Source organism: Streptomyces sp. WELS2, from assembly GCF_013870595.1.
Classification (GTDB): domain Bacteria; phylum Actinomycetota; class Actinomycetes; order Streptomycetales; family Streptomycetaceae; genus Streptomyces.
In genome coordinates this window covers 1-1,891 of sequence record NZ_JACBWZ010001050.1, presented here as the reverse complement: position 1 = coordinate 1,891, position 1,891 = coordinate 1, and the positions used below count along the sequence as shown (strand labels likewise).

Here is a 1,891-nt window from a genome sequence, read left to right as displayed (position 1 = left end):
CGATGTCGACCCCGGCCACCCGGCGCCGCAGCTCGTCCTCGCCGCCCGCGTCCGGACGCGGCAGCACGAACGTTCCGCCGTACCGCCCGCGCCGCGCCAGGACCAGCCCCTGGTCCTGGAGGACCTTCAGCACCTCGCGCAGCGTCACCCGGCTGATCCCGAGCCGCTCCGCCAGCTCCCGCTCGGCCGGCAGCCGCCCGCCGTCCGGCACCAGGCCCAGCCGGACGACCTGGAGGATCTGCTCCAGCGCCTCCTCGAAGCCGTTGCCCGCCCGCACCGGCCGCAGCACCGCGGCGAGCCGGTCCCGCGGCGTGTCCGGGCCCGCGCCCGCCTCGCGCGCCATCCGCCGTGCCCCCTTCCCAACCAATGGTTCCCGGCAATACCTTATGGCTCCCGGTTCGGCCGAGAAAAGCGCGTCGGCGCCCAAGGAGGCTCTCCCGTGGCAGACCGCACACCCCCGCTCAGCGTCGAGGAACTGCACGCCCTCGTCGCGGGCGGCGAGATCGACACCGTCGTCCTGGCCTTCCCCGACATGCAAGGGCGGCTCCAGGGCAAGCGGTTCGCCGCCCGCTTCTTCCTCGGCGAGGTGCTCCACCACGGCGCCGAGGGCTGCGACTACCTCCTCGCGGTCGATCCCGAGATGAACACCGCCGACGGCTACGCGATGTCCTCCTGGGAGCGCGGCTACGGCGACTTCGCCATGCGCCCCGACCCCGCCACCCTGCGCCGCGTCCCCTGGCACCCCGGCACCGCCCTGCTCCTGGCCGACCTCGCCTGGAACGACGGCACCCCGGTCGCCGTCGCGCCCCGCCAGATCCTGCGCCGCCAGCTGGAGCGGCTCGCCGCCCTCGGCTACACCGCCCAGGTCGGCACCGAGCTCGAGTTCATCGTCTTCAAGGACAGCTACGAGGCGGCCTGGGACGCGGGCTACCGCGGTCTGACCCCCGCCAACCAGTACAACGTCGACTACTCCATCCTCGGCACCGGCCGCGTCGAACCCCTGCTGCGCCGGCTGCGCAACGACATGGCCGGCGCCGGCCTCACCGTGGAGTCCGCCAAGGGCGAGTGCAACCCCGGGCAGCACGAGATCGCCTTCCGCTACGCCGAGGCCCTGCGCACCTGCGACCAGCACGCCCTGTACAAGACCGGCGCCAAGGAGATCGCCGCCCAGGAGGGCGTCTCGATCACCTTCATGGCCAAGTACAACGAACGCGAGGGCAACTCCTGCCACATCCACCTCTCCCTCGCCGACACCGACGGCCGCAACGCGATGGCCGGCCCCGACGGCATGTCCGACGTGATGCGGCACTTCCTCGCCGGGCAGCTCGCCGCCCTGCGCGACTTCTGCCTGCTGTACGCCCCCAACATCAACTCCTACAAGCGGTTCCGGCCCGGCTCCTTCGCGCCCACCGCCGTCGCCTGGGGCCACGACAACCGCACCTGCGCCCTGCGCGTGGTCGGCCACGGCCGCTCCCTGCGCTTCGAGAACCGCCTCCCCGGCGGCGACGTCAACCCCCACCTCGCCGTCGCCGGACTGGTCGCGGCCGGCCTGTACGGCGTCGAGCACGAGCTCGAACTGCCCGCGCCCTGCGCCGGAAACGCCTACACCGCCGGGTTCGAGCACGTCCCGGCCACCCTGAGGGAGGCCGCCGAGCTGTGGGAGAACAGCCCGATCGCCAAGGCCGCCTTCGGCGACGAGGTGGTCGCGCACTACCGCAACATGGCGCGGGTCGAGCTGGACGCCTTCGACGCCGCGGTCACCGACTGGGAGCTGCGCCGCTCCTTCGAACGCCTGTGAAAGGTCACCACGTGTCCGACCCGAACGAGCTGACCGTCCTCGACCCCGCCACCGAGGAGATCGTCGCCACCGTCCCCGCCGCGAGCGAGGAGG

The 1,891-nt window shown here is 72.9% G+C and carries 2 protein-coding genes; one reads left to right on the top strand and one right to left on the bottom strand.

Features of this window, described 5'->3' with window-relative positions:
• A partial coding sequence (locus tag H5J33_RS33465) for a FadR/GntR family transcriptional regulator (protein ID WP_181798446.1) occupies positions 1–343 on the bottom strand: 343 nt, incomplete at its 3' end.
• 96 nt (positions 344–439) lie between these two features.
• Here H5J33_RS33465 and H5J33_RS33460 point away from each other — a divergent pair.
• Entirely contained in the window at positions 440–1,798 is a 1,359-nt protein-coding gene (locus H5J33_RS33460) for a glutamine synthetase family protein (RefSeq protein WP_181798445.1), read from the top strand.
• Positions 1,799–1,891: the final 93 nt, after the last annotated feature.